The following is a 20,061-nucleotide window of genomic DNA, read 5'->3' on the forward strand; positions in this document are numbered from 1 at the left end:
TGGCGTTGATATGTGCGTGAAAGCGGAAGTTTTTGCCATCGGTTGCCGTCAGAAGTTACAGAATGTCCCAATGCTTGTCTACCTCCTTGCGGGACCAAACAAGACGATCACAACCGGCCCCTGCCTGGTATAGACCGGGGATCTCCTGGCCCTTCAGAAAAGACAGGCCGCAACCGATAAAGATAGCCGGGGCCCCCTGTGCAGGGCGCACGCGCAACGCGCACCAAGGAGGATCGTCTATCATGGCATCGGCGCAAGAACTCGTCCAATCCTGCTCAAACGTCTTTACCCTTCCTGAGATCTACTATCGAGTTCGCGACGTCGTGGACAACCCGGACTCGACAATGGATGATTTGGCGAAGGTCCTCAAGATGGACCCGGCAATTTCCGCCCGCGTCCTGAAGATTGTGAACAGCCCGCTGTATGGGGTTCCCAAGCAGGTGGATACGGTGACCCGGGCGGTGAACCTGCTCGGGATGCAAGCGATTCGCGATTTGGTGACGGCCACGACCATCGGCCGCAGCTTCAGCGGCATGACGGTGCAGATCATGGATCTGTCGGCCTATTGGCGTAAAAGCGTGCTCTGCGCTTTGATGGCCGGCAAGATCGCCAAAGCCTGCGGGATCGATGACAGCGAGCGGTTCTTTATCGAGGGCCTGCTGCGAGACATCGGGCACCTGGTGTTGTATCAGACCATTCCCGAGCGCGCGCAATCGGCGCTCATCGAGGCGGGCAATCTGGGTAGCCCGCTTGCGGAAGTCGAACAGTCCAACTTCGGGTGCGATTTTACGGAAGTGGGCGCCGAGTTGATTCATTCCTGGGGGATGCCGCTTCAAATCGAGCAGGCCATCCGGCACCAGCTCTATCCTGACGAGGCGGGTGAGTATGCGCTTCACCCTTCGATCGTGCACCTCGCCGGGGTGGTTGCCGACCACAATGAATTGCATCCCTCCGTTGCTCCGAAGGAGTTGTCGTTTCATGCGGCCGCATTGCAGTCCACCCGATTCGATGTCAGTCAGTGGCCGGCATTACTGAACGAGGCGCAGGAGCAACTGCAGGAGACGGTGAAACTGTTCAGTCCCGTCGCGATGGCCGCCTGACTTCAGGCAGAGACGCGATCTCACCGCCGGCGATGCGCTCCACGTTTGAGACGGCTCGTCGGCGGATGCGGACCCTGTTCCAGATATTCCCCTCCAACTCATCGTTCTCATGAAACCGGAGTCTGTCCGACCATTGGGGCAGGGCCCAGTCCCCCAGCCTGCCGCACCGTGCTAACCTCAAGTAATAAGTTAAGCTATATTCCATTCGATTGGCTCCTGTTGCGTTTTAGCCGTTTCAGAGGTGAAGGATAGGGGATTCGCAGCAGCTTCGAACCGCCTGACCAACACACCTGCGTCCATGGGACGACCAATCGATCCATTTTAAAACTTTAATGATCACATGAGGTTTTATTCTGGGCGGCGAGATCTCCTTCTCCACATCCTTTGCTTGACCGGCGCCACGAAGGCGCGTACACAAGCACCCTAACCAGGAGGGATCTATGCCACCCAAAAGGAAAGTGCCACGGCAGTCGGGCCGCAATCGGTCGGCCGGACAGAAACGGAAGGGCGCCGCGACGAAAAGCGGTGAGGCCGGGATGACCCGCCGGTTACAAGATCTCGTGGAGCGGATCGATGTGGTGCTGCCGGAGGTCGCCGCCCGGGTGGCGGCCTTAGAGCATCTCTTGCTGGAGCTGAAACTCTGCACGCAGGAAGATTTGCGCAGCGCACGGGAGTTTGTACGCATTCAAGAAGCGTAAGCGGTGGTGCGTTCCCGGAAAGAGTGTGCCCATGCCCGTGACGCCTCACATTGAAAAACATTTCACCGCCACCGCGACCGTCCGCGATATCGTGATCGGTATGGCCGATGGGTTGACGGTGCCCTTTGCGTTGGCGGCCGGCCTGTCCGGCGCCGTGGCCTCATCCGGCCTGGTGGTCACAGCCGGGTTAGCCGAGATCGCGGCCGGCTCGATTGCCATGGGTTTGGGCGGGTATCTCGCGGCGAAGACGGATCTGGAACATTACGCGTCTGAGCGCCTGCGGGAGTTGCGAGAGACGCAGCATATTCCGGAACGGGAGGCCGAAGAAGTGTCCGAGATTTTTCGCGGGTATGGTTTGCGCGATGAACAGATCGCTCCATTGATCGAGACACTTCAGGCCAATCCGACGCAGTGGGTCGATTTCATGATGCGGTTTGAGCTGGGACTTGAGGAGCCTGATCCCACACGCGCGCGGATCAGCGCCTGGACGATTGCGCTGTCCTATGTGGTCGGCGGGCTCATTCCGCTGGTGCCCTACATGGTGTTCGCCGATATCCAGACCGCGCTCTGGTGGTCGGTGGCGGTGACTCCCGTGGCGTTATTTGTGTTCGGTTACGTCAAGAGCGGGTATACCGGTGTGCCGCCGTGGCGCGGCGGATTCCAAACCGTGCTGGTCGGTGGTCTTGCGGCGGCGGCGGCCTTCGGTATTGCCCGCCTGCTCGGTTGAGGCGGCCCGCGTTTACTTTCCTTCCTCCGCCTCGTTAGACTGCCGCCATGACTCCTGAACAACCGTCTTCCACTACTTCCACTGAGCTGCTTTCAACCGATCCGGTCGATCGCGTGATCGCCTATCACGTTCGAACCAAGCACTATTTCAATCGTTATGCGCGGTCATTGGGCTATCTGGACTGGGCGAATCAGCCCAATCCCTTTCGGCGATTCGACGGAGCCGAGTTGGTCCGGTTGCCGCTGTTGAAGCCGGAGGATGAACCGCGGTCGCCGTCCTACCACGCCATCTATCAACCAGGCGCCGTTTCTCCTCAGGCGGTGACCACCCGTACCATCTCACGGTTCTTCGAGCTGGCCCTCGGGCTGTCGGCCTGGAAGAAGGCCGGGGAGTCGGAGTGGGCCCTGCGGAACAATCCGTCGTCCGGCAATCTCCATCCGACAGAAGGCTATGTCCTGCTGCCGTCGGCCGAGGGACTCGACCTGAAGCCGGGGCTCTATCACTACGCACCGAGAGAACATGGGCTGGAGTTACGCGCGGACTGTTCGCCTGCCGCCAGCTCGAGTCTATTGGCGCCCTTTCCGGCAGGAGCGTTTCTGTTCGGTCTCACCTCTGTCCATTGGCGGGAAGCCTGGAAGTATGGCGAGCGGGCGTTTCGCTACTGCAACCACGATGTTGGCCACGCGATCGGGTCGGCGCGTATTGCGGCGGCGACGCTCGGGTGGAAGATGGCGCTCTTGGATGGAGTCGATCAGAACCAGATCGCGAGAGTATTGGGCACTCATCGCGTAGACGATTTCAGCGGGGTGGAGCCGGAACATCCCGATTGCCTTGCGGTGATCTGGCCGGGTGAAGCCGAGGTGGGGTCCTCGGCGAGCTCATCGCTTGAGAATCAGGGGCTGCCGTTGTTTCTGGATGAGGCGGCTGTCACGGGTGTGGCTGCGGGGCCATGGCATGGGAAGGCCAACGAGCTGAGCCGCGAACATGGGGTGCATTGGGATGTCATCGACCAGGTGGCAGAGGCCTCCTGGAAGACCAGCCTGGAGCACCCGACGGTTCTGCTTGGCGCGGCGCCCATTGTTCAGGCCGGGACGCTTCACGCGTCACGAACGACGGACGATGCCGGCGCGATCATCAGGCAACGCCGCAGCGCCGTCTCCTTCGATGGCCGCACCGCTATTTCAGCCGCCACATTCTTTCACATCCTGCAGCGGGTGATGCCTCGCGTGGAGCGACCGCAATTGCAGCGGCCCATGCCGTGGGATGCCTTGTCCTGGGATCCGGCGATTCACCTCATGCTGTTCGTGCATCGCGTCGAAGGGCTGGAGGCGGGGTTGTATCTTCTGGCGCGTGACCCGAACAAGCTGCCGTTTCTGCAGCAGTCGATGAATCCTGAATTGGAATGGACCCCGGCGCCCGGTTGCCCGGGAGATCTTCCCCTGTTCTGGCTGCTGCAGGGCAATGCCCAACGACTGGCGGCGCAAGTCAGTTGCCAACAGGCGATTGCCGGAGACAGCGCTTTCTCGCTCGGGATGCTGGCGGAGTTCGAAGGCCGCTTGCGGCAGGACGGGGCTTGGTGGTATCCACGCCTGTTCTGGGAAACAGGATTGCTCGGGCAGGTGCTCTATCTGGAAGCGGAGGCCGCAGGGGTGCGGGGCACGGGGATCGGCTGCTTTTTCGACGATCCGGTGCATGAGGTTGTCGGCATCAAGGACCTCTCCATCCAGTCGCTGTACCATTTCACGATCGGCGGGCCGGTGGACGACCAGCGGCTCATGACGCTCCCTCCCTATCATCACCTCCGGCATGAGTGATTGTGCAGGACCTGCGTTGAACGAGAGACGAACGACGAGAGACGAGGAACGAGCTTACTATGTTTAAGATCAAGAAGAAGATCGAGAAGCCGAAACCACCGGTTTTATATAACGTGATCGAAGATTACTCGGAGTTCGATGCGCCGGGGAACGTGACGGCCTGCGCGATGACGTTGCCGGAAGATCTGCCAGCGCATGCGAAAATTCTGGCCGAAAGCTACGATGTGCCGTTGGAGCAGATGACGCAGCTGCTGGCGGAGGGTGGTGTCTATGTGTATCCCCAAGTGGGCGGGTTGCTGACGCGTGGCCTCTTTGCTTGTCGGATCGATGCCACGGGCGCCACGCCGAAACAGACCTGGGTGCTCGACCTGATGCAGTTTGCCGAAGCGGAGCAATGGGCCCGGTCGCGTGCGGTGCCGCTGCTCGAGGCGGCGACAGAGGTGTTCTATCGAACGCTTCCTCAGGAATTAAAAGACAAGCTGGCGAAAAAGAATCTCGGCCTCGATTACCGGACCCTCGACCGCGCGGTGGCGAAGGGCGGGGATATTAAGTTCATCGACTTCCGCAAAGACTGGTCGCCTCATTTCAAACGGCTCTGCATCATGCCGGATGGACGTCTCGTGGAGACGGGCGGGTTGGAGGAATTTGCGCAGCTGCACCAGATTACGGTGCCGCAGGCGAAGAAACTCGTGGAGGAGGGCGGTACGATGGACGTCGCCGGCGGGGAAGTGCTCGCCTGTCAGATCGTAAACGGTCAGCCGGCCGTCGCCCGTTTCAGCGCGAAGAACTACACCAAGGCCAAAGAATTAGTGGCGAGCAAAGGCCTGCATATTCTGGATGCCTTGAGCGAAGTGGCCTATAACGATTCGGTGATGATGCGAACATTGCAGCGGAAGGATCTGGGGGGACGGATCTAAGCCTCAGCAGGCATCAGGCTTTCGCTGATGCGGCCGGTCAACCCAGTTGCCCCGGTGTCTTGGAACAGAGGACCTGTGAGCCATGAAGCAAACGATGCTCATCTGCGCCATGAGCCTGCTGCTCGCCGGTTGTGCGGGGCCCAAACCGATTCTCTACCCCAACGATCACTATCGACAGGTCGGCGCCGATGCGGCCGAATCGGACATCAAAGACTGTATGACATTGGCCGAGCAAGCCGGGGCCTCTCCCAGCGAAGGGAAAACCGCCCAGGTTGCCACCGGCACAGTGGCGGGCGGGGCGATCGGATCGGCCGCCGGTGCGGTGGGCGGAGCGATTCTGGGACATCCGGGGCGAGGGGCCATGGTCGGCGCAGCAAGCGGCGCGACGGCTGGCTTTCTGCGAGGCCTGTTCAGGCGATCGCCGCCGAGCGGGGCGTTTACCAACTATGTGGATCGTTGTCTGCGTGAGCGCGGGTATGATCCGACCGGCTGGCAGTAGGGTTACGTCGCGGCTTCCATCACTTCCGCCGCTTTCTTTCTGAGATACATCTCTCCCACTCGCATGCCGATATAGGCGCCGAGGACATTATCCAACAGGTCCAGCAGCGATGTGCTGCGATTGTGACAATAGACCTGGTAGTACTCGATGCCGAAGGAGAGGATAAAGGCCATGAACATCAGAAGGCCCGGCGAGAAGGATTTGCCGCCCAATCCGCGCAGGGTATAGAGCAGCCCGAAGGGCACAAAGAGCATGATGTTGGCCACCGCATCGATGCCGAGATCCAACAGCACGGACGGAGAGCTCAATTGGTCCGGCGTGGGCACCCAGCGAATGTATTGCCAATGCGCATGGCCGACGAAGTTATGCAGCGGAAGGATGCCGACGAGCACGATCAGCATGCTCCAGGCACACCAGAGACGCCATGCGCGAGTGGGGGTTAGAAACACGGGTGATTGGGGGTGGCTGTCCGCTGCACCGGCCGATTCTTGCAGAAGCAGCGGTGGGGTTTCCAGCAGAATTTCCTTCGTGAATGGCGCTCCGGGAAAGGCCGGGGGCGCAGAGCGGAGTGCGGATTATTTCTGGGCCAGTTCCGCTTCCACGGCGTTCAGCATTTCCTTCAAGTCGAAGGGCTTTTCGAAGGTCCGGTGGGCGCCGAAGAGTTTCGCGATATCCAAAAAGTTCCGGTCCCCTTGGGCGCCGGTCATCGCGATGATTTTCGTGTCCATGTATTCGCGGGTCAGCTGCAGCGTGGCTTCCAGTCCATCGACCTCCGGCATGAGCAGGTCCATGATCAGCAGGTCGGCTTTATGTTTCTGATAGAGATCCAACGCTTCCCGCCCATCTTTCGCTTCGACGACCTTGTGTCCTGATCGTTCCAGGACCTCCCGCAGGAGGCCGCGGATGGATGGTTCGTCGTCGATCACCATGATGGTCGCCATAACTACTCCTCAGGATGGGCACCGGTTCTGCGTGTGATGGAACGATTTCGCAGTATTCGGGCTCGGTTGCAGACAATTCGACTCGTAGAGGAAGCTTACCGCCGGGATGAAAGTCTGTCCAGAAAAGAGTCGGAAACGGCTCGGCCCGGATTCGAACCTGCCCCGCCCCGCCTTGATGGGCCAATAGGTTACAAGCCGGACTCGGTGATTCCTGCCCCTCCGGCCGCGGGCGGCGGCCCCGTGGTCTCGCCGCGCACAAAGTAGGGATAGAGCGCCGGAATAACCAGCAATGTCAGGGCCGTCGACGTCAGAAGGCCGCCGATCACCACCGTGGCCAGCGGCCGTTGGACCTCCGCGCCCATGCTGGTCGCCAAGGCCATGGGGAGAAATCCCAGGCTTGCGACGAGCGCAGTCATGAGTACCGGCCTCAGGCGATCCATGGCCCCTTGCACAACCGCTTCGCCGGTGGAGGCGCCGTCCGCCTCCAGCCGGCGGATATGGCTCGCGAGGACGACCGCGTTGAGGACGGCAATGCCGAACAGCGCGATAAAGCCAATGATGGCGGAGATGCTCAGCGGCAATCCCCGGAGCCACAGCGCCAGGATGCCGCCGGACAAGGCCAGGGGCACATTCAGGAAAATCAGCAGGGCCGGCCGCATCGCGCCGAAGATCACCGACAGCATGCCGAGGATCAGCAGCAGCGTGACCGGCACGACCATGGTCAACCGGCGAGCGGCCTCCTGCAGGTGTTCGAATTGCCCGCCCCAGGTCATTTCGTAACCGGCGGGGAGCGTGACGGCCCGGGCGACGGCTTGCTGGGCGTCAGCCACAAACCCACCCAGGTCCCGACCTCGAATATTGCATTCCACTACGATGCGTCGTTGCACATGCTCCCGGCTGACCTGCGCCGGGCCTGAATCAATGGTGATGCTGGTCACACGCGAGAGAGGTACGAGTTCTCCGTGCATGGTCGGGATCAGCAGTCGGCCCAAGGACGCTGGATCCTGCGACACCCGGTCGGCCAACCGCACGACCAGCTCGAATCGACGGGAGCCCTGTACGACAGTGCCGACGACCGTTCCCACCCGGGTCGATTGAATGAGCGTGAGCACTTCGTCGGCGGTGAGCCCATACCGGGCGATTTCTGCACGATCGACGATGACACGGAGCAGCGGGAGCCCCGCGACCTGTTCGACCTTGACGTCTGCCGCGCCCGGCACGTTTTGAAGTGCGCGCGCCGTGCGTTCGGCCTGCTGTTTGAGGACATCCAGGTCGGGGCCGAAAATCTTCACGGCCAGATCCGATCGCACGCCGGCGATCAATTCGTTGAACCGCATTTCGATCGGCTGGGTGAATCCGAGGCCGACTCCGGGCACCTGTTCCTCGATGCGCCGCTTCATGGCCTCGATCAGGGCGTTGCGGTTGTCGGCGCTGACCCAGTCGCGTTGCGGTTTGAGAATGACGAAGACGTCCGACATCTCGACCCCCATCACATCCGTCGCCACTTCGGGGCTGCCGGTGCGGGTGACGACTTGAGTGACTTCGGGAAAGCGACGGAGCACCCGCTCGATCTCGAGTGCGGTGGCCACTGATTCGGTCAGCGAGATACTGGGCAACCGCCACACTTGCACGGCGAGGTCACCTTCTTCCAGTCGCGGTACAAACTCGACGCCGAGTCTCGTGGCGGCCCCCAGGCTGATGGCAAACAGACCCACCGCAAGCGCCACCGGCCAGACCGGTCGTGCGACCGCTCCCCTGACCCAAGGGGCGTAGAAGCTTCTGAGGGCCCGAATGACCCGGGTTTCCTCCTGGTCGGTCCCGGTCCGTACAAACCAGAACGACAGCAGGGGCGTGACGGTGACTGCGAGGAGCAGGGAACCGGCCAGGGCCATAATCACCGTGAACGCCATGGGACGGAACATCTTGCCCTCGATGCCGGTGAGCGCCAGGATCGGTACATACACCAGAATGATGATGCTCACGGCCAGAGTCATGGGACGCAGGACTTCCCGCCCGGCCGCCAGCACGGTCGCGAGTCGCTCTTCCTGGGTGCGTGCCGGCTTGTCGGCCAATCGGCGCAGGATGTTGTCGATCATGACCACGGAGCCATCGACCAAGAGGCCGAAGTCGATGGCGCCCAGGCTCATCAAGTTGCCCGAGAGTCCGGCCTGCATCATGCCGGTGAAGGCGATCAGCATGGCGAGCGGGATGGCCGAGGCGACGATCAGGCCGGCTCGCAGGTCGCCGAGAAAGAGAAACAGCACGGCGATGACGAGCAAGCCGCCTTCGAGCAGGTTGTTGCGCACGGTCGTCATGACCTTGGACACAAAAATCGTGCGATCGTAGTAGGGTTCGATGGTGACGCCGGAGGGCAGGGTCGCCTGGATTTCCTGCACGCGCGCCTTCACGCGGGTCACGACCTGCTGCGCGTTTTCACCCGCGAGCATCTGCACCATTCCGATGACCGTCTCGCCCTCGCCCATGGCGGTGGCGGCGCCGATGCGGAGCCCTGACCCTTCTTTCACCTCGGCCAGGTCGGCGATGTAGACCGGCACGCCGCCCGAACCGTGGGCTACAACGATCCGGGCCAGGTCGCTCACCTGCGTGGCGAGCGCTTCCCCTCGAATGAGCAGTTGCTCACGCTGATGTTCGATGTAGCCGCCGCCGGCGATGGCATTGTTCCGTTGCAGCGCGTCGAAGATCTGCTTCATGGTCAACTTGAAGGAAAGCAGCTTTGACGGATCCACGATCACGTGGAACTGTTGCGGTTCGCCTCCCCAGATGTTGACCTCGACCACGCCGGGCACGGCGCGCAATTTCATCCCGATGTCCCACTGCAACAGCGTTCTCAAGGCCATGGGGCTGTAGCCCGGGCCTTTGACCGTGAATTGATACACTTCGCCCAGCCCGGTGGTCAGCGGGCCCATGACCGGTCGTCCATATTCGGCGGGGATGCGTTCCATGGCCTGCGCCAGCCGTTCGGTCACGAACTGTCTGGCCCGATAGATGTCGGTGTGGTCGTCGAAGATCGCCGTCACGGCGGAGAGTCCGTAGCGCGACACGGAGCGCAGCTCCCGCAAGGCCGGCAACCCGTTCAAGGACGCCTCGATAGGGAACGTCACGAACTGTTCGACTTCCACCGGACCCAAGGCCGGAGCGCGGGTGAGCACTTGCACCTGCACTGGTGTGAGGTCGGGGACGGCGTCGATGGTGAGGTTCGTAAAAGACCAGATGCCTGTGGCCATGACGACGGCGATCGCCACCAGGGTAAAAAATCGATAGCGGAGCGAAAATGTCAGCAGGTGGTCCATGGGGTCCTCAGTCGCCCGATCCGATCTGTTCTTTCAGCAGCACGTTTTTCAGATCGAACACGCCTTCCGTCACGACCGGGATGCCTTCTTTCACACCAGTTCGAATCTCGACCCAGCCGCCGCTTTCATGTCCCGCGTCGATCGGTGAGAACGTGTATCCGTCTTGGCTTTCGAGGAAAACCCCTCGCGTCTTATCGATGGTGGTCAGAGCCGACACAGGAACCGCCACCGCGGGCGCGCCTGAGAGGGTGAGGGCCACTTCCACATATTCGTGCGGCTTCAGTTGTCCCTGCCGGTTCTCCACCTCGAAGCGAACGTGGATCGTGCGCGTGGTCTCGTCGGCGACCGGCGCCAGATAGGTCAGCGGGGCCGTGATGACGTCGCCGCCTTTCGGCGTGATCGTGCCCAGGTCGCCCTCTCTGAATTTGCGAGCCTGTTCGATGGGGAGATTGGCAATGACCCAGACGCGGCTGGTATCGACGACTTCGAAGAGCTCGGCTCCGGGTGTGACCCCCTGTCCGCGCACCGCATTCTGGGCCACCACCGTCCCGGCGATCGGAGACGTCAGCGTATAGTGATGGCCTTCTTCATGTCCGCCGCGTTCGAGTCCGGCCAGTTCGGCTTTCGAGATGCCCATGGCCAACAGCTTTTCGCGGACGTGCTGGTAGCGTGCCTTCGTCTCCAGGTAGTGCCCCTTGTCTTCAATGAGTTTTCGTTCCGGCACGATGTCGTCCGTGCGCAGTTTTTCGGTGCGCCGGAGACTGTTTTCCGCCACGTCGGCCTGGGCCTTCCCGACGAGATATTCTTCCACGAGCTGATCGAGCTGCAGGCTGCCGATGGCGGCGAGCGGTTGGCCGGGCTTGACCCGGTCACCCAACTGCACGTGAATCTGTTCGACCTGTCCGCCGATGCGGGAAGTAATCTTGGCGACCTTTTTCAAGTCGAGCGCGACCTCGCCGGGGGCGGTCACCAATTCGGGAACGGTGCGTCGCGCGGCGGGCTCGGCGCGCAGACGCTCACGGACTGCCGGCGGAGGGTGAATCGCATGCGTCACAGTTGCATGCGGCGCTACCGCGGCGGGCGTGGACGGTTTCGGCGGTTCCGTTCCCGGATCCCCGCATCCGGGGAGAACGGAAAGGATGGTCAGGATCATTCCGGTTGTTGCGCCGCGTCCGATCATCGGCTCTTGCTGAGGTGCGAACCAGGCAAGGAGACTCATAGCGAGGCTCCCAGTGCCCGCTCCAACCGGGCCAGCGCAATGGAGAGATCGGCCCGCACCTGGGCATATTCCAGCTGGGTTTGCCGGTACACTCGTTGAGCATCTAACACATCCAACAAACTGGCGGCGCCGTGGCGAAAGCTGGTACGGGCTACGGTCAAGGTTTGTTCGGCCTGTTTCAACAGACCGGTTTCAAACACCTGGAGCTGATCCTGCGCCGTGCGGACCTCCTGCGCATGTTGAGTGATGGCCTGTTCCAACTCATTCTGCGCGCGCCGGCGTTCTGCGTCGGCACGGAGCTGTGCCCCGAGGGCGGATTGAATTTCGCCCTGCCGCCGATACCAGAGCGGCAACGGCACGCTGAGCCCGGCGGTGAGCGATTCGTCGCCCGCTTCCCGGTGATAGCTTCCCACGACGCTGATGTTGGGCACTCGAGCTTCGCGTTCGAAACGCACCGTATGTTCCGCTTGTTCCGCCAATTTGCTGAGGCGGCGAACGGCCGGATGTTGTTCCAGGGCCTGTCCTGCCGGCACGTCTGCACTCATGCCCTGTTTCGGAGCCTGAAAATCCCCCTGGATCGAAAAATCTTTTCCGAGCGACCCGGCGGTCAGCGTATTCAAGCGGGCCTTGGCCACCAAGAGCGTGCTGTTCGCCCGGGCGACTTCCTTCTTGGCCTTCTGTACCTCGACACCGGCTTTCATGCTGTCGAAGGAGGTGGCTTCTCCGGCCGCCACGCGCGCGTGTACCGTCCGCTGGACTTCCTCCACGCTGGTGACGTTTTGTGCGGCGAGTTCGACATCACGCTGGGCGAAAAGCAGGTGATAGAACGCCACCTTCACATCGGCAAGTACTGTGAGGCGGGTTTCTTCCAATGCGGCATTCGCACCGGCCACTCCGGCATCGGCCGCTTCCTGGCGGGCCTGTCGCTTGGCGGTCCATTCCAGCGGCTGTTCCACGGTGAACGTCCGCTCGGTGACGTGTGTCCCGGTACTCGGGTCGCGAATCGCACCGCGACCGGCAATGCCGGTGATGGAGGGGTTCGGATAGGCGCCGGCCGCAATCTGTTGGCCCTGGCTTTGTTTGACCATCCCCTCGGCACCGGCCAAGGTAGGATTGTGCTGGACCGCCAGACCGAGAATATCCGGTAAGGAATAGGCGGCGCTGCGAGGCGTTTCAGCCCGGGCCTCGTGACCGCCTGTGAAGGAGACGGTAGCCAGGCTCATGCAGACAACGGACATGACGAGACGAGCAATCATCGGGAGCCTCCTCCGTTCGCAATCGGGCCACACCGATCAACAGGAGAGCCCTGAACCGGTGCGCGAGTGCGAGCAGGCTATGGGTGTCGGGACGTACGGACGTTAGCCGAAGAGGGGAGCGGGCGGCGCGCGCGCAGGAATGCCAGCAGCAAGAAGGGGGAAGGCAACGGTTGAATCGCCCTGGTCCACCGCCGGTTCACGGCGTTCAGGCAGGGGGAGAAAGTGTTGGGCGACGAATAGGAGATGCGTGAGCAGGGGCTTTACGAGCTTGCGGTCGGTGGCGTCGTTCAGCAGCGAGAAGCTTAGTTCGGGATCAGCGTTCCAGGCGTGCGGGCCTTCCACTGAGAGGCCCTGCCCCGATTCTGTGTCCGGCGCATGGTGATGGGACTCGCGATGGTCCCTGAATTCCCCCTCAAGGTCGGCCGAAAAAACCGTGTGCACGGCAGCGGCGTGGATGTGACCGGCTTCGCCATGATGGGGATCCGTCTCGGGATGGATATGGAACAGCGGCAAGGCCAATAGCCACAGGACTGCCCATGCACGTAGCATGTGGTCGAGTCGGAGGAGTCTGTTGTGCATGGAACGCATAGGCTTCTAAGTAGACGCTATCACAGGGCGCGAAACACATCAAGAAGCGCTCTGAAGGGTGCAGGGCCAGAGACGGCAGGGGAGGTGAGGGCTTGGGCGCATGTCGCCAATCTTCGGTCCGCAGGGGCGGCGATTCACATGCGCCCGATGTTCGAACACATTACGAAAGCAATTTCCGAAGATCTTTGAGAAGAATGAATAGGTGGAGCGGATCGCTGGGTGAAGGGAGAAAATCGAAGCGCTCGTAAAACGTTCTGGCCTCTTCATCTTGAGCGTGGACCACCAGGGCACGAATCCCGGCAATATCGGCAGCCTGAAGTGTTCGCAGGGTCGCATCCTTCAGTAGCGCGGCACCGACTCCTTGTTGTTGCCAGTGGAGATCGACGGCCAACCTTGCCAGTAACATGAGGGGAATGGAGTGCCTCGCCATTCCTTTCTTTACTCGCGCTGGGGCATGTTCTTGTTCGACTGAGCTCACAGCCAGAGCGTAGTAGCCGATCACTGTGTCGTCGGCCGTTCCTACATAGGTCTGTGAGCCTCCGGTGCGTTGATTCTGCAATGCGTGCTTCCGGAGAAAAAGATTGAGGGCTTCCCGCCCGCAGTCGAATGCGTCAACGGCATGATGCGGTTGAAGTTTCTCGATACGTCTCTTCAACGTTTTGCTTTGGAGTTGGCCACCGATGCAGCGTCAAAAAAGCCTGGCTCCGTAAGGAGATGCTGCATCCGAGGGAGAGGGCGGGGGGACGCATCAAGTGCCGCCAAAAAGTCGCTCCATTTCGCTTTGCTCAAGGGAAATGCTCGACGATCTGCCAAGGCTTCATCGGCACGAGCCAGCGCACTCTCAAGGACAAATGCGCTCAGCGAACGATTGGAAACCGAGGCGGCAGCTTCCAGCATACGTTTGGCTGAGGAGCTTACCCGGAGATCGAGTTTTTCAGTACGGAGGGTACGGACCGCCATGGATCACCTCGTATGACGAGCACGATAACTCGATCACGATGCGCTGTCAAGACAATGTCATGACTGTTTGTCGTAGATTGCCGGCTCTTGTGAGAATCTGTCGACAGATATGCATCCAGTGGTAACCGTTCCTTCTCGTCACACGACAGACGCCCAAAGGAGACTACATGCTATTCGCCTACCATGCCAAGAATATGTTCACGATCACCGACGCGCTGAACCAAGTGACCTCGTTTTCCCGCTCCCTTAGGGTTTCCTGCTGCCGCTTAGACTCTGCTCCACCGGATCGCTCTCCTTGCTTGCATCGACCGGTACCGCCACCACGCCATCTTTTCACCCAATGCTTGCTGCGAAGGTACGCTCATGGAAAGATCCAAGAGCGAGTTGTCGCGATCTTCTGACTCAAGAAGAATGCATGGAAAGGGTGGGGGATGGCCATGGTGCTGAAATCGTTAGCCTGGGTACTCGGGTGCAGTCTTGTCATCCTCGGGGCCTGGTCTTATACCGTCACGAATCACGACCGGCCATCCGCGGGAACCCCCACGCCCCGGGATCTCGCGCGGCAAGCCTATTATCAGATGGAAGCGCATGTGTTTGATCGCACGCAACTGCAGGAGGCCTATACCAAAATCAACCAGGCCGCCGACCAGAACCGCAATGAAGCGTTCATATATGTGGCTGTGTCCCTCGGTACCCTGATCGGAGGCTACACCATCGGCGATTGGTATGACCTCAACACGTTTTCAGGGGATACGGTCCAGCAAGCGCTCGGCCATGCCCAGCAGGCAGTCGCGTTGGATCCCAACCTTGGAGCGGCCCATGCGCAGTTGGCGCGGGTGCTGATCGTGAAAAGAGAGTTTGAGGAAGCGGCACGTCACATCGCCACCGCGAAAGCACTCGACCCCGACAGCTTTTATCCGCCGTATTTCGAAGGCATCTGGCATGAGAAGCAAGGTCAGGTGGCTGAGGCCAATCAGGCATTCGATGGCGCGCAACATGCGGCGACACTTCCACACCATTCGATGCTCGTCGTGGGGCATCGGACCAGTGTGACGAAAGTCGAGGGGAACGCTGCCTTACAGGAGAAGCTGCTGAAGGAGGGCATCGGCCTCAATCCGAAGAATGCCTACGCCTATGGTGAGTATGCTGCGTTTCTGATGTGCAAGGGGCGCTATCGCGACGCGATTGTGCAGTGGGAACAAGCTATTCGCATCGCACCCTTCCCCCGTGCAGTCTCGCAACTTGAGAAGGCCAAAGCACATCTCGCTCAGGAACCCACCACACTGGTTCAGGCGGAAGTGCATACAGGCTGTGGGTAAGGGCGGAAGAGGAACATGCCTGCCGCACCGGTGGTATCGCCGGCTGATCAATTGGGCTGTGCGCTGGTGTGTCGGAACACGTTTCAGGTGCAGTTTTGGTGAAGCAGTGTTTGATAGCAAGACCTGACCCCAATTCCGGTGGTGCCTTTGATCCACAGGATTTCTATTCGAATGCGCTCGGCGCACAATTTTTTGCGACAGCGAATCCAAGCCAGAATTTTGGAGATCAGCTTCGCGCTTTCTTTGCTAAACGAAAGCATATTTCCTGCCCGCTGGATCCGGTAAACTCTTGTAAATGAGCACATAGGTGAAGGTAAATGTTATGAAAAAGAGGTGGTCGCAAGGAAGAGGTTTCTACTTGCTGCTACTCGGGTTGCTTCTGAGCGTCAGCTGTGATGGTCAATCTATGGAGCACCGGAGAATGATTCAGGCGTGCGAGAAGGTGAAAATAGGAGATACTGAAGAGAAGGTACGGGAATTGATGGGCAAGCCAATGGACGTTACGGATGTTGATGTTACTAAGATGGATTCTGCTAAAAGCGGTGAGCCTTCTGCGCACCGTAAACTCTTGACTTATCCGGCTCCGGCAATCGTGCCGAGCACGCCTCAGATCTCCATAGATGGCAGTGGGCACGTCGATGAAGTAACCTGCTATGAGTCCCACCGCTTGAAAAAGGATCAAGGCAACCCTCCTCAAAGCATCCGACCTTCAACCAGGTGACCAGCATCCGCGACCCCAAAGGCACCCTCACGCAGATTGCGTATGATGCCAAGGGCAATCCGCTGACGATCACCGACGCCCTGAACCAGGTGACCACGTTCACCTACAACCCGCAGGGCCTCTTGCTCACGACCCAGGACGCGCTGAATCAGACCACCACCTCTACCTATGACGCGCTGGGCCGGCTGCTCACCACGACCGATCCACTGAACCGGACGACCACGTTGACCTACCTCTGACAATGTCAACCTGGTTTGGGTTTGTCCACCTGGCGCGAGTGGCGTTCGACGGATGTCTCGGCGGTGAACCGGGCAGACCGAGGTTGACGCTGCACACTGTGGAGACTCGTGACGAACTGGTGGACGGCCTGGTCGAGGGCCACCACCCGTGTCTCCGCCGCGGGAGCCGGACCGGGCGCGGGCAGCCCTTCCTGTTGATAGACCGTTGCCAGCGCCGGGATGCCCCGAGTCCGCTGACCAGTGCCATACGTCGCTGTGCGGGGGGTGCCCGCCGAGGGGCCACTGCGTCGGCGTACGCCGGTGGCGCGTCGCCGGAGGCGGGCGAGCTTCTCCTGGGTGACACGGGGCATCGCATAGCGATAGGGTGCACCGGTGCGGAGCACGTGCCAGGCGAGGGTGACGAGCTTGCGGGCGGCGGCCACGATAGCGATATTCCGATTTTTGCGGCGCAGGAGCTTGCGCACAAAGGCGCCAAGCGGGCCGGGATGGCGATCCAGGTGTTGGGCCGCCTGGACCAATAGCCACCGTACATGGCTGGCGCCTTGTTTCGTGATGTGGCCAGTGTAACAGTGCTGGGCAGACTGACGGACCGAGGGAACGAGGCCCAGATAGGCCGCCAATCGAGCGGGAGTGGGAAACCGACTCACCTCGCCAATGGCGGCCAGCAGGGCCGTGGCGACCGCGACATCGAGGCCGGGCAGCGTGAGCAAGAGTCGGATGCGGGGGTCGGCAGCCGCGTCGACGACCTGCGTCTGCTCCAAGGCCACCAGTTCCTGGTCGATCGCCGTGAGCAGGCGGCAATCGGCGTCCACGGCGGCCCGCTCCGCCGCCGGCACCTCGACCGTGGCCAGCCAGGCGAGGCCGGTGCGGGAAAAGAGATCGGCCACGGGACAGGGCAGCAACAGCTGGTGCAGCACGCTATGTAGGCGATTTTTGAGTCGGGTCCGTTCCGCCACGAGCACACTGCGGCGGGTAGTGAGTCGTCGAGCCGCCAAGGTCGCCGCATCGGGAATCCACACCGGCGGCAGATAGTCGCAGCGCAGCAGTTGCGCCAAGACCTCGGCATCTACTCGATCCGTTTTGATCTTGGCCGTGGCAATCGCCCGCGTGCGCAGCGGGTTGCTCACGACGAGTCGCGCCGGGGTCTGCTGCAGCAGTGCCACCACGGCCCAGGTATTGGTGGTCGCTTCCAGTGCCACCGCATCCTCGGCGGTCAGCTGGCGCGCCCAGGCAGTCAGAGTTGCGCGGGTGAGGGGAAAGCGGAGTCGCGTACAGACGGTGCCGTGTGCATCCAGTACACACACCGCCACGACGGTTTTATGAATATCCAGCCCAATAAACTGGGGCATACGTCCTCCTTTCCGTGTGAGCGCAGGCGACGGTGTGGGGCGCCACTCGGCAACTACCTCTCCGGCCTCGTAGGCCAATCGGGTGGGCCGCAGGGGCGGTCAGATACGATCGCGGGCTCGCAGCCCATAGGCATACGCGACCGGCCCCAAGCGACGTGGTCCCCGCGCTCCCGTTGCCACCTCGCTTGCCCCGAACCCGATCACACGTCTGTACGCGCTGTGACGGTTCCGCGCAAGCGGGCGACTCCGTCTGTTCGTTGTCATACCAGATACGACGGCAACGACAACCTGCTCACGAGAATCACGCCCAAGAACGAGACCATCAGCTTCGCCTACAATGCCGTCAATCAATTGCTCAGTAAGACTCTGCCGGGCAGCCAGGTGACGAGCTGCCTCCGGGGACTCTCATCTCATCCCGCATGGACCGCTCGCGCGTTGCTCTGTACGGTCCCTCCTTCATTGATGGGGTATGGACTCTTCGTTCAGCACGACGTTCCTTCCCTTCCTTGATTTCAGTACGCACGTCGTGCGCATATGCACGGCTGTGCATCGATGCACGGCGCTTTCAGGGCGACAGCTCGTTTTGCAGCTACCCGGTGAGAGGCTGATTCCGTGGTTTCTTGCATTTCACCGCTTTTTAGAGGTATTTGCTCCCCGGGCCTTGTTCTTGCTGGTGCCCCTGCACAACCTACGTGACTGTCGGAGATGTTCGTGTGATGGAAGCGATTGTTCCCCTGCTGACGATATTTGCGCCCCTGTTGGGCACGCTCTTCATCGGTCTATTCTGGCGAGAACTGGGAGAACGCATTTCACGCATCGGGATCGGAGCGTTATGGTGTGCGGCGCTCACCTCGGTGGCGACGTTTGTGATCGTGTTCTACGGCGAGCCGATCCGTCTGACGATCCTTGGCGCACCTTCAGGACCATTCGCCTATACGATCCTGGTCGATCGCTTGGCGGCGGTGATGATGGTCCTCATCAGTTGCGTGAGCCTGATCATTCATGTGTACTCCGAGCGTTACATGGTCGGCGATGCGGGCTATGTCAGATATTTTGCGTTCCTGGGCGCCCTCACGTCCGTGCTGCTAAGTCTCGTCAGTAGCGGGAATCTCCTCTGGATGTTCCTGTGCTGGCACCTGGTGACCTGGCTGCTTTCGTCGCTGTTGGTCTGTAACCCGGCAAGCCGCGCCGCCAGGGAGGCGGGACGGAAGACCTTCTGGACACAGGGGCTGGGCGATGCGGCATTTGCCGTGGCGCTGGTGCTGCTCTACAGGGCCTATGGCACATTGGATCTGACGGATCTGTTCGCGCGATTGCAGAACGCTTCAACGCCCTCAGCCGAGGTCAGCGGCCTGCAGGCCGGACTGAACGTACCCTTAATCGCCACCCTGCTGTTGATCCTGTCGGTCATGACGAAATCGGCGCAATTCCCGTTTCATGTCTGGCTGATCGGCACGATCGAAGCGCCGACGCCGGTTTCAGCCTTGATGCACGCGGGGATCGTGAATGCGGGCGGCTTTCTCGTGAACCGACTGGCGCCCCTGTTCAGTTTCGCCCCGACGACGCTGCACCTATTGTTTGTCATCGGCGGCGTAACGGCCTTGATCGGCGCCACTGCGATGTTGACGCAGACCAGCGTGAAGCGCCGCCTCGTCTACTCCACGATGGGACAGATGGGCTATATGGTCATGGAGTGCGGATTGGGCGCCTTCGCTCTGGCCGTGTTCCATCTGTGCGCGCACGGCCTCTTCAAGGCGACCCTGTTTCTCAATTCAGGGTCGGTCATCCATAAGGCGCGGACGGAGTTCAAATTGCCGCCGGCCGCGAAGGTGGATGAGGCCGGCGCATTCTCGCCAATGACGTGGACGACCGGACTGGCGGCGACATTGGTGTTACCGCTGGTGATCCTGCTCGTCGGGCATGGTGTCGTCAGTATTCCCCTCCAGGATGCCCAGGGCGCGGTGATCTTTCTCTTCTTCGGGTGGGTCACAACCTCGCAGGCGATGTTTACGCTGTATCGTCTGCACACCGGCGCTTCATGGACCGTGTCGTTAACGATGCTTGGGGCGCTCGCGGTGATCGGACTTACGTATCTGTGGGCGGGCGAGGCGTTCACGCATTTTCTCTACCCCGGACATGAGACGGCGGCGGCGTTCATGCGCGCTGCGGAATGGAATCGCTCGTTCTTTGATCTCGTGGTGGGATGCGTGGTGCTGTTGATCATCGCCGCCTGGGGAATGATCTACGGCAAGGCCAAAGGGGTTAAGCTTCTCATGCCGGCCTGGATCGAAACCCTACGCGCGCGCGCCTATGTGACCTTTCTCAACGGTCTCTATGTCGAGGACCTGATGCGCATGATCGGTCGAACGGCTTTTCGCCGCTAGTCGGGCCGGGCGGGCAGCC

The 20,061-nt window shown here is 60.9% G+C and carries 20 protein-coding genes; 11 read left to right on the top strand and 9 right to left on the bottom strand.

Features of this window, described 5'->3' with window-relative positions:
- Nucleotides 1-242 precede the first annotated feature (242 nt).
- From H8K11_07155 to H8K11_07180, 6 genes are all read left to right on the top strand, one after another.
- The gene (locus H8K11_07155) at nucleotides 243-1,100 is read left to right on the top strand and encodes an HDOD domain-containing protein (GenBank protein ID MCS6263522.1); all 858 of its coding nucleotides are present in this window, start codon (nucleotides 243-245) and stop codon (nucleotides 1,098-1,100) included.
- A 440-nt stretch (nucleotides 1,101-1,540) separates the two neighbouring features.
- Nucleotides 1,541-1,798, top strand: a complete 258-nt coding sequence (locus H8K11_07160; GenBank protein ID MCS6263523.1) for a hypothetical protein — start codon at nucleotides 1,541-1,543, stop codon at nucleotides 1,796-1,798.
- A 31-nt stretch (nucleotides 1,799-1,829) separates the two neighbouring features.
- Nucleotides 1,830-2,525, top strand: coding sequence for a VIT1/CCC1 transporter family protein (locus tag H8K11_07165; GenBank protein ID MCS6263524.1), 696 nt, complete (start codon nucleotides 1,830-1,832; stop codon nucleotides 2,523-2,525).
- Nucleotides 2,526-2,572: 47 nt separating this feature from the next.
- A complete protein-coding gene (locus tag H8K11_07170; GenBank protein MCS6263525.1) occupies nucleotides 2,573-4,339 on the top strand; it encodes a SagB/ThcOx family dehydrogenase in 1,767 nt (588 codons plus the stop codon).
- Nucleotides 4,340-4,398: 59 nt separating this feature from the next.
- Nucleotides 4,399-5,256 carry a hypothetical protein gene (locus H8K11_07175; protein ID MCS6263526.1) on the top strand — a complete coding sequence of 286 codons (858 nt, stop codon included), beginning with the start codon at nucleotides 4,399-4,401 and terminating at the stop codon, nucleotides 5,254-5,256.
- An 82-nt stretch (nucleotides 5,257-5,338) separates the two neighbouring features.
- Nucleotides 5,339-5,755 carry a hypothetical protein gene (locus tag H8K11_07180; GenBank protein MCS6263527.1) on the top strand — a complete coding sequence of 139 codons (417 nt, stop codon included), beginning with the start codon at nucleotides 5,339-5,341 and terminating at the stop codon, nucleotides 5,753-5,755.
- Between the two features lie 2 nt (nucleotides 5,756-5,757).
- Here H8K11_07180 and H8K11_07185 read toward each other — a convergent pair whose 3' ends face one another.
- The 8 genes from H8K11_07185 to H8K11_07220 form a co-directional block, all read right to left on the bottom strand.
- Nucleotides 5,758-6,156, bottom strand: a complete 399-nt coding sequence (locus tag H8K11_07185) for a VanZ family protein (protein MCS6263528.1) — start codon at nucleotides 6,154-6,156, stop codon at nucleotides 5,758-5,760.
- Nucleotides 6,157-6,330: 174 nt separating this feature from the next.
- Nucleotides 6,331-6,696, bottom strand: a complete 366-nt coding sequence (locus H8K11_07190) for a response regulator (GenBank protein ID MCS6263529.1) — start codon at nucleotides 6,694-6,696, stop codon at nucleotides 6,331-6,333.
- Nucleotides 6,697-6,884: 188 nt separating this feature from the next.
- The gene (locus H8K11_07195) at nucleotides 6,885-10,007 is read right to left on the bottom strand and encodes an efflux RND transporter permease subunit (protein MCS6263530.1); all 3,123 of its coding nucleotides are present in this window, start codon (nucleotides 10,005-10,007) and stop codon (nucleotides 6,885-6,887) included.
- 7 nt (nucleotides 10,008-10,014) lie between these two features.
- Entirely contained in the window at nucleotides 10,015-11,226 is a 1,212-nt protein-coding gene (locus H8K11_07200; protein MCS6263531.1) for an efflux RND transporter periplasmic adaptor subunit, read from the bottom strand.
- Nucleotides 11,223-12,482: a TolC family protein gene (locus H8K11_07205; protein ID MCS6263532.1), complete on the bottom strand. Its 1,260-nt coding sequence runs from the start codon at nucleotides 12,480-12,482 to the stop codon at nucleotides 11,223-11,225. The genes H8K11_07200 and H8K11_07205 overlap by 4 nt, the downstream gene beginning before the upstream one ends.
- Before the next feature lie 102 nt (nucleotides 12,483-12,584).
- Nucleotides 12,585-13,061, bottom strand: coding sequence for a hypothetical protein (locus H8K11_07210; protein ID MCS6263533.1), 477 nt, complete (start codon nucleotides 13,059-13,061; stop codon nucleotides 12,585-12,587).
- A gap of 169 nt (nucleotides 13,062-13,230) precedes the next feature.
- Nucleotides 13,231-13,725 carry a GNAT family N-acetyltransferase gene (locus H8K11_07215; protein MCS6263534.1) on the bottom strand — a complete coding sequence of 165 codons (495 nt, stop codon included), beginning with the start codon at nucleotides 13,723-13,725 and terminating at the stop codon, nucleotides 13,231-13,233.
- Complete coding sequence (locus H8K11_07220; protein MCS6263535.1) at nucleotides 13,722-14,030, bottom strand: DUF1778 domain-containing protein; 309 nt, start codon at nucleotides 14,028-14,030, stop codon at nucleotides 13,722-13,724. The genes H8K11_07215 and H8K11_07220 overlap by 4 nt, the downstream gene beginning before the upstream one ends.
- 437 nt (nucleotides 14,031-14,467) lie before the next feature.
- On the opposite strand from H8K11_07220, the gene H8K11_07225 reads away from it, so the two are divergent.
- The 3 genes from H8K11_07225 (at nucleotide 14,468) to H8K11_07235 (ending at nucleotide 16,309) form a co-directional block, all read left to right on the top strand.
- Nucleotides 14,468-15,349 carry a tetratricopeptide repeat protein gene (locus tag H8K11_07225; protein ID MCS6263536.1) on the top strand — a complete coding sequence of 294 codons (882 nt, stop codon included), beginning with the start codon at nucleotides 14,468-14,470 and terminating at the stop codon, nucleotides 15,347-15,349.
- Nucleotides 15,350-15,770: 421 nt separating this feature from the next.
- Nucleotides 15,771-16,070 (top strand): hypothetical protein, encoded by a 300-nt coding sequence (locus tag H8K11_07230; protein ID MCS6263537.1) that lies wholly within the window; start codon nucleotides 15,771-15,773, stop codon nucleotides 16,068-16,070.
- Nucleotides 16,067-16,309: a hypothetical protein gene (locus H8K11_07235; GenBank protein MCS6263538.1), complete on the top strand. Its 243-nt coding sequence runs from the start codon at nucleotides 16,067-16,069 to the stop codon at nucleotides 16,307-16,309. The genes H8K11_07230 and H8K11_07235 overlap by 4 nt, the downstream gene beginning before the upstream one ends.
- Nucleotides 16,310-16,314: 5 nt before the next feature.
- Here the strand turns inward: H8K11_07235 and H8K11_07240 are convergent, their stop codons facing one another.
- Nucleotides 16,315-17,658 carry an IS110 family transposase gene (locus H8K11_07240; protein MCS6263539.1) on the bottom strand — a complete coding sequence of 448 codons (1,344 nt, stop codon included), beginning with the start codon at nucleotides 17,656-17,658 and terminating at the stop codon, nucleotides 16,315-16,317.
- A gap of 219 nt (nucleotides 17,659-17,877) precedes the next feature.
- Here H8K11_07240 and H8K11_07245 point away from each other — a divergent pair, with 219 nt between their 5' ends.
- Nucleotides 17,878-18,168 (top strand): hypothetical protein, encoded by a 291-nt coding sequence (locus tag H8K11_07245; GenBank protein MCS6263540.1) that lies wholly within the window; start codon nucleotides 17,878-17,880, stop codon nucleotides 18,166-18,168.
- Between the two features lie 203 nt (nucleotides 18,169-18,371).
- Nucleotides 18,372-20,042, top strand: a complete 1,671-nt coding sequence (locus tag H8K11_07250) for an NADH-quinone oxidoreductase subunit L (protein ID MCS6263541.1) — start codon at nucleotides 18,372-18,374, stop codon at nucleotides 20,040-20,042.
- Nucleotides 20,043-20,061: the final 19 nt, after the last annotated feature.

The organism is Nitrospira sp. (genome assembly GCA_024998565.1).
Lineage (GTDB): Bacteria > Nitrospirota > Nitrospiria > Nitrospirales > Nitrospiraceae > Nitrospira_A.